At 42.3% G+C, this 7,124-nt stretch carries 8 protein-coding genes; 5 read left to right on the top strand and 3 right to left on the bottom strand.

The genetic code is table 11. The features are described 5' to 3' along the window. Positions 1 to 177 precede the first annotated feature (177 nt). From AACT52_RS09425 to AACT52_RS09435, 3 genes are all read left to right on the top strand, one after another. Positions 178 to 441, top strand: coding sequence for a Calvin cycle protein CP12 (locus AACT52_RS09425; RefSeq protein WP_073636575.1), 264 nt, complete (start codon positions 178 to 180; stop codon positions 439 to 441). A 750-nt stretch (positions 442 to 1,191) separates the two neighbouring features. Beyond that, positions 1,192 to 1,728, top strand: coding sequence for a GNAT family N-acetyltransferase (locus AACT52_RS09430; protein ID WP_073636569.1), 537 nt, complete (start codon positions 1,192 to 1,194; stop codon positions 1,726 to 1,728). A 200-nt stretch (positions 1,729 to 1,928) separates the two neighbouring features. Continuing rightward, positions 1,929 to 2,441 (top strand): hypothetical protein, encoded by a 513-nt coding sequence (locus tag AACT52_RS09435; protein ID WP_073636576.1) that lies wholly within the window; start codon positions 1,929 to 1,931, stop codon positions 2,439 to 2,441. Between the two features lie 204 nt (positions 2,442 to 2,645). On the opposite strand, the gene AACT52_RS09440 is transcribed toward AACT52_RS09435, so the two are convergent. Next, a complete protein-coding gene (locus AACT52_RS09440) occupies positions 2,646 to 2,825 on the bottom strand; it encodes a hypothetical protein (RefSeq protein WP_073636570.1) in 180 nt (59 codons plus the stop codon). A 153-nt stretch (positions 2,826 to 2,978) separates the two neighbouring features. On the opposite strand from AACT52_RS09440, the gene tmk reads away from it, so the two are divergent. Beyond that, on the top strand, positions 2,979 to 3,611 hold the full coding sequence (gene tmk / locus AACT52_RS09445) for a dTMP kinase (protein ID WP_073636571.1): 633 nt from the start codon (positions 2,979 to 2,981) through the stop codon (positions 3,609 to 3,611). Between the two features lie 107 nt (positions 3,612 to 3,718). Beyond that, positions 3,719 to 4,648 (top strand): DNA polymerase III subunit delta', encoded by a 930-nt coding sequence (locus AACT52_RS09450; protein WP_073636572.1) that lies wholly within the window; start codon positions 3,719 to 3,721, stop codon positions 4,646 to 4,648. A 216-nt stretch (positions 4,649 to 4,864) separates the two neighbouring features. On the opposite strand, the gene AACT52_RS09455 is transcribed toward AACT52_RS09450, so the two are convergent. Then, positions 4,865 to 6,673 (bottom strand): globin domain-containing protein, encoded by a 1,809-nt coding sequence (locus tag AACT52_RS09455; RefSeq protein WP_073636573.1) that lies wholly within the window; start codon positions 6,671 to 6,673, stop codon positions 4,865 to 4,867. Between the two features lie 53 nt (positions 6,674 to 6,726). Beyond that, on the bottom strand, positions 6,727 to 7,044 hold the full coding sequence (locus tag AACT52_RS09460; protein WP_073636574.1) for a hypothetical protein: 318 nt from the start codon (positions 7,042 to 7,044) through the stop codon (positions 6,727 to 6,729). Positions 7,045 to 7,124: the final 80 nt, after the last annotated feature.

The following is a 7,124-nucleotide window of genomic DNA, read 5'->3' on the forward strand; positions in this document are numbered from 1 at the left end:
CGTAACACTCTTAAGAGCCGATTGAATCCTGATACGGAAAGTAACCTATGAGGATTACGGTTCCGCACACTGCATCATCCTGAAATCGAGCATATATTGGAGATGTCAGTTGCAGGGATAGAAACTCTGAACTGCAACTGTAAACCTTCAACGAAAGAGCGGATAACTAAAAACTTGATGCCTAAAATTGTAGACGCTAGTCGGGAAGTCGCAAATCAAACTCCTTTAGAGCGAGCCATTCTAGAAGCTATTGAGCAAGCCCGTACTACTTGTGATATTCAAGGAAACACCTCTGCTGGCTGTGCTGTAGCTTGGGATATTGTCGAAGAATTGCAAGCAGAGAAATCCCATAGACAGGCAACAGAAAAGTTTAAAACATCCTTAGAGTACTACTGTGATGAAAATCCAAATGCGCCTGAGTGTTTAATCTATGATGTCTAAGTTGAGTTAAATACTGTGTTATAGGCAGCTTGAAACTCGTCTTAATGTAGAAACCCGTTTGAATGAAGATTCAGACGGGTTTTCTATTTTTTATCGGACATTTGCCGCTTGTTAATTTAAATGAAGAACTTCCAAATCTGGAAGTTGACCCGATTTATTAACTTGTGATTCGGTAAGCTGTCAGAATTTGCCGTCAAAACTGCTGCTCTTGTTCATCCAACCAAATTTCTACCAAAAGAGTTAGACCAATAAGCCAAAAAAAGCAGAATCCCAAAAACCAAAACATTCCCGTCATTAGTATCACCTCCAACCAAGGCTTTTACTTACTGCCATAAAACAGAGAACTGCTCCCTGCCTCACCGTTGTATCTACATTTCTCACAAATCAAATAGGACTGCTATATCTTCACGTTATCGAAATTTTTCTGCAACTCATCCTAAGTTGAAACAAAGTTTAAAAAATTGGACTTAAAAATCTTATAGTGGTTTTCAATTACTTACACTACACGGTAGTACTCCATCGCATTAATTATGATAGTTGTATAAGTTTGTAATGGACTTTAGTCCTAGACTCTTTGAGCGCTCTTTGCGCTCACTACAAAGCCTTCAAAACAAATGCGTTCTTACCACTAGTAGTGGTTCATGTGATTAATTTTGATATATTATACGCGCAAGAACCCCGACTTCTTTAAGAAGTCGGGGTTCTTGTAACCGTACAGCAGATTTATGTGTGTAAAATGTATATCCTACTATGACTGTAATAGAAACTCCTCGTACATGGTTACGTCCACTTGTGACAGCAGATTTAGACGATTTAGCTCAGATATATGGCGAGCCAGAAGTGATGAAGTATCGCTTGATTTCAGAACCAGCTTCTAGGAAACAGACTCAAGAAATGTTAGAGTCTTATCTGGCACACTGGAAGCAACACGGGTTTGGTAGATGGGCAACGATTTACAAACCACACAAGCAATTAATTGGACACTGTGGTTTAGAGTATCTAGCAATTCTGGACGAAATTGAAGTAAATTATTTGCTGGCGAGAAAGTACTGGGGACAAGGATTAGCAACTGAGTCTACAGTTGCACTCCTTCGTTACGGCTTTGAAACTTTGCAATTTGAACGATTGGTAGCACTCGCTAAACCAGAAAACCTGGCATCACGTCGAGTGATGGAAAAAACTGGTATGCAATACGAGAAAAATGTCCAACTCTATGGTGTTGAATGGGTCTTTTATACAATAAACCGTGACCAGTGGAAGCAATCTGACAACGGTTGCGACTTATAAGTATAATCCTTAGAAGTGCGATGCCCCTTCGGGGCTGCGCTCTGCGCCATCGCCGCTGTCGGGTAGCTCCCAGAGGGAGCATCGCCTTCGTTGCTGCTTTTCGCGCCATCGCTCAGCAGGTTCAATTGCCCAACCGCAGTGGTTACACTTTTCTCAATTTTGGTATAAAAAAGAAGTTCAATGTCGTGAGGAGAAAACCAATGCGATTATTACTTAGTGGAGCGATTCTGAGCTTTGGATTGTCTTGCGTGGTTTTTCCAGCATCAACTTTCGCTCAAGCACAACAGTCGTCCGCGTCTGAAGCCCAAGTCAACAGGATGGTAGAAGCACTGCGGCTGGCTGCACCGAAAACTGGTACTGCAAATGATGGATATTATAGTGAATGGCAAGTTAAACCAGAAACCCTCAAAGGCTGGTCCAAAACTTGTCTCAAGAAAGAAGTTACACCTACAGAGTTTGAAAATAATTCTGGCTTAGCACGCCAAGTTGTCTCGTGCATTGCACGCCGGGAGTTAAATAATCAGTTGACTGCTACTGGTAGTAATGAAACGGCGGCTGTGCGTGGCGTTGCTTGTTGGTGGATGACTGGTAACTATACAGGCTGCAACAGTGGTTTCACAGGTGATTATGTTAAAAAAGTCGCAGGCTATTACCAACAACAACGAAAACCAGCATCTAGTACTACTAAACCCGCAACTAGTCCATCGTCGTAACTGAACTATAGAGCAATACCCTTCAGTTAAGCGTTATTTGTGACGATTCCATGCTTGTAGAGACGTAGCATGCTACGTCTCTACATAGACATGTCCAAAAATTAGCATAAAAATCTTGTCCCATCTAGGCTGAAATTTCATTTCTGGAGTTGTCTGTTGTGTCTGGGTGTCACTTGCAAAGAGTCCTAATTCTGAGTATTGGAATCAATTTAGCGCACATGACTTGAGACTCTGCAGTGATTTCATTCGCTTTTGTCGCTTGGCAATGAGTTTCTCTTTCTTCTGCTTTTCCATAACTTTACTCAAGCCAACGGCTACGATGTATGTCATTTCTGCCGCTGTTTGATATGCTAGTTTGATATCTGCTTCCTGTTGCTTGCTCATAGCCAAATTCGCCTATTGCTATTACTACTGCTTATTGCTGGTTGCTATAAAGAATACAATGGCTTTCAATAGTTACGCTTCATCCTGTAGGATCACCCAATCGGGTGATATTCAAACAGACATTGTCAAAATCGGTAGCAGCATTCACAAAATATGAAGGGCAGATTGATTGTATTTGAAGGGGTAGAAGGTTCTGGCAAAAGTAGCCAAATACAGCTAACGCAAGAATGGTTACAAAGTTTTCAGACTTCTGTCGTTGTAACTCGTCAACCAGGAGGAACAGAGTTAGGGTTGCATCTACGAAAACTGTTGTTGTCAGCTAAGTCTAACTCAATTGCAGATAGGACAGAGTTACTTTTGTATGCTGCTGACCGATCGCAACACGTTGAGCAAGTTATCAAGCCAGCCATCCAAGACGGGGCGATTGTTTTGTGCGATCGCTACACCGATTCTACCATTGCCTACCAAGGCTGGGGACGTGGTTTAGATATGAGTTTAACCCGTCAGCTAAATGCGATCGCCACCTCCAGCTTAGAAAGCGATTTGACTTTGTGGTTTGATGTTGATGTCGAGGTAGGACTTGCTCGCAAACGAGGAGACGGGGATACATTTGACCGCATTGAACAAGAGACCATAGACTTTCATCGTCGCGTCCAGCAAGGATATGCTCAACTGTATGCATCTTACCCAGAGCGAATTGTCCGTGTAGATGGTAGCTTGAATAAAGAAGCTGTACAGCAACAGATTCAGGCAATCTTAACCTCTAGGCTGAAAGCTTGGGGATAGTGGGTAGTGGATAGTGGGTAGTGGGTAGTGGGTAGTACTCAACAACTAACAAATGTAGAGACGCGCTGTTTGAAGCGTCTCTACAACTAACAACTAACAACTAACAAATGACCAATGATGCATTTGCACCACTTGTCGGGCAACACGCTGCAGTAGAATTACTGAGACAAGCTGTACTAAAAAATCGTGTTGCTCCAGGATATCTGTTTGCGGGTCCAGAGGGTGTAGGACGGAGTTTAGCAGCACAATGCTTTGTGGAATTGCTCTTTGGTTCACATCAAAACCGTGTGCGACAAGGTAATCACCCAGATTTGTTGTGGGTGCAGCCAACTTACCTGTATCAAGGACAACGACTCACAGCAACCGAAGCCGCAGAAAAAGGAGTCAAGCGCAAAGCACCGCCGACAATTCGCTTAGAACAAATTCGAGAAATTACTGAATTTCTCAGTCGTCCGCCGTTGCAAGCACCAAGACACATGATAGTGTTAGAGCAAGCAGAAACAATGGCGGAAGCAGCAGCAAATGCCTTACTCAAGACTTTGGAAGAACCCGGACAGGCGACGCTGATTTTAATTGCGCCTTCGGTTGAGTCTGTGTTACCAACGTTGGTGTCACGCTGTCAGCGAATTCCTTTTTATCGTTTGGATGCAGCAGCAATGGCTCAAGTTCTGAAACAAACAGGACATGAGGAAATTTTGCAGCATTCGGCAGTCTTGAGTGTCGCGGCTGGTAGTCCGGGAGATGCGATCGCATCTTACCAACAACTGCAAGCTATTCCCCCTGAACTCCTCAAAACCGTGACCAAAGTGCCTTCATCCTATCGTGATGCTCTGGAATTAGCCAAACAAATTGATAAGGATTTAGATACAGAAGCTCAATTGTGGTTAGTCGATTATCTGCAACAGTTTTACTGGCAGCAGAAGCGTCAACCAAGCATAATTAAACAGTTAGAACAAGCTCGTAAATCTCTGCTTTGTTATGCTCAACCGCGCCTTGTTTGGGAATGTACACTTTTATCATTAGTTATGAGTCATTAGTTTCGTATCACCAACAAAGAACTCAGAACTCAGAACTCAGAATATTAAACGCGTTTTCTGGTCATGAATTAAGAGTTCTGGAATGAAGTATTGGTAGAGATGCCCCCGTCAATAACATGCGGACACCAACAAACTTTTTCCGTACTTAAATAAGCGCGGATTCACTCGTTTTGGATATTCTGATTACTGCCCAAGCGTGTTCTGCGTTCTTCTTAATTAACCATCGCTCGTCATCTCAGTTGAATTCTTCAGAGATTGATATCTGGAACCATCTGGCATAATTGCACCTTCAAGAAAAGCACCAGTCAGTTCATTAACACTAACTTTGGCATATTTCAAATTTGCACCTGTCAGATAGGCACCCTCTAATTTTGCACCACTCAAACTGGTATATTTCAAATTGACACCACTCAGATTGGCATGGCTCAAATCTGCACAAATTAAGTTGGCATGACTGAGGTTGGCGCTACTAAAGTTCACATGGCTCAATTGAGCAAAACTCAGATTGGTATGGCTCAAGTTGGCACCTGATAATTTTGCTCGGTTGAGTTTGGCATTGTTGAAGTTGGCATGGTTCAAATTGGCATTGCTGAGATCCGTTTCGTTCAAATTCGCTTCGCTCAGATCCGCTTTTGGTAGATAAATATTAATCAACTCTGTATTTGGAGCATCCAATCCTCTAAGCGGAATACCATCTTCATTTAAATCTTGAAGTGCCAAAACTCTGGCATAGCTGACTCTGACATCGTGTGCAGCATCAATCGTGCTCCACGCTTGGTAGTGAAATTGTTTTCGGCGATCGGGTGCTTCCTTTATAAACAAAACTAAAGCAATCACGACACTAACAGTATCAACACTGTCTACAATCTCTGAAAAAAAGGAATTGTCATCGACAATTACAAAAATGCCCTCTAATACAATGAGTGAAATAATCACAACTTGCCATGCTGGCAGTGTCCAGAAAGCATTAACAATTTTTTCTGGTATTTGCTTGAGAATTGCACTCCACTGTTGAATAAGCGATTGAGCTTGAAATGTCTTCAACTTGTGTTGAAGCTGTGTCTTGAATGCTATGGGCTGTTTTGATATTGTTGCTTTCTCATCATGAGCAGCTATTGAAGATTCTGCCTGAGCGCCTTGTAACATCCCAGCAGTGATCGCTCGAAAAGCATTCACCCAGGCTTGCTTGACTTCAGGCGTCCAATCTGCTTGAAGATACTGTTCAAACGTTGTGAGTAAGGCTTCTCCCACCGCAGGATAGTATTTAGGAAGTGCCCCATAGCCAACGTGTCTGGCTCCCAATGCACTGAGAACTTGCCCTAGAGATTCTGGGTTACGGAGATTCTCTACAACTAAGATTAGAGCATTTAACAGCTTTTTCTGTAGTGTTACCATGTCAATGTTGGCAAACAACGGTTTCACCTCTGGGTGGGCGATAAACAAGTTTTCGTAGAAACTGGCGACGAATTCTTGAGCACGTGGCTTAATAGTGGCAAAACTCTTTTCTAGCAAATCTGCAGGTAACTCGTTCGCCTCTTTTTCTGCAACGTTAGATGCGGCGGTTGCTGTTTCAGATGATGCAATGGTGGCTGAATCCTCTAATTCAACACCTGCATGAATTTCATTTGCACCTTTTAACATTTGATCTGCGATCGCACTGAACGCATCGACCCAAGCTTGCTTGACTTCGGAAGTCCAATCCTCTTGGAGGTACTGTGCAAACGTCGTGAGTAATGCTTCTCCGACCGCAGGATAGTATTTAGGAATAGCTCCATATCCAATGTGTCTGGCTCCCAAGGTATTGAGAACTTGTCCTAAAACCTCTGGGTTACGAAGATTTTCAACCACTAAAACAAGAGCATTCAACAGCTTTTTTTGTTGTGTTGCCATGTCAATTTTGGCAAACAACGGTTTCACTTCTGGATAAGCAGTGAATAAATTTTCGTAGAAGCTAGCAGCAAACTCATCGGCATGAAGTTTAACTCGCTGAAAACTTTCTTCTAAAAGCTCAATATTTAAAGACATATTTTCCGTAGCTCCGAATCTTGATTTGCTAATAGGAACTAGAAAAGTTTATATTAAAACGTCAAATTCTCTAATTCTTGCTCCACAATTGCCATAAACTCCTTCGCATCCTTGATACCCATTTTTGCTAATGCTTCCCACTCTTGGGATGTGTAATCTAAATCGTGTCCCATCACGTCTTGAGCCCAATATGGTAACCGTGATGGGTTTTCCATAAGCTGATAAGTTAACTTCAAAATTTCTGTGCCAGGCGTTTTTTCTCTAACCTTTGTTGCTAAACAAAAAGAAAGTAATTTTGCTAAGTTGCTTTCCGGCGGAATCGATGTTAAAAAAGCCATGTTTTGTGCTAATAGAAACTTGTCGAGTTTCATTGGATATACTCCTTTTCCTATTTAAAATTTAAACTATGCTACTCATTTTTGAGAGGTTCCTGCCACTTCTACCGGGGTTC

Source organism: Scytonema sp. HK-05 (assembly GCF_963872035.1).
Classification (GTDB): Bacteria; Cyanobacteriota; Cyanobacteriia; order Cyanobacteriales; family Nostocaceae; genus Kalymmatonema.

Bases quoted from the DNA above. Each gene is read 5' to 3' on its own strand.
- AACT52_RS09425 (WP_073636575.1), top strand. From the start codon at position 178: ATGCCTAAAATTGTAGACGCTAGTCGGGAAGTCGCAAATCAAACTCCT.
- AACT52_RS09430 (WP_073636569.1), top strand. From the start codon at position 1,192: ATGACTGTAATAGAAACTCCTCGTACATGGTTACGTCCACTTGTGACA.
- AACT52_RS09435 (WP_073636576.1), top strand. From the start codon at position 1,929: ATGCGATTATTACTTAGTGGAGCGATTCTGAGCTTTGGATTGTCTTGC.
- AACT52_RS09440 (WP_073636570.1), bottom strand. From the start codon at position 2,825: ATGAGCAAGCAACAGGAAGCAGATATCAAACTAGCATATCAAACAGCG.
- tmk (WP_073636571.1), top strand. From the start codon at position 2,979: ATGAAGGGCAGATTGATTGTATTTGAAGGGGTAGAAGGTTCTGGCAAA.
- AACT52_RS09450 (WP_073636572.1), top strand. From the start codon at position 3,719: ATGACCAATGATGCATTTGCACCACTTGTCGGGCAACACGCTGCAGTA.
- AACT52_RS09455 (WP_073636573.1), bottom strand. From the start codon at position 6,673: ATGTCTTTAAATATTGAGCTTTTAGAAGAAAGTTTTCAGCGAGTTAAA.
- AACT52_RS09460 (WP_073636574.1), bottom strand. From the start codon at position 7,044: ATGAAACTCGACAAGTTTCTATTAGCACAAAACATGGCTTTTTTAACA.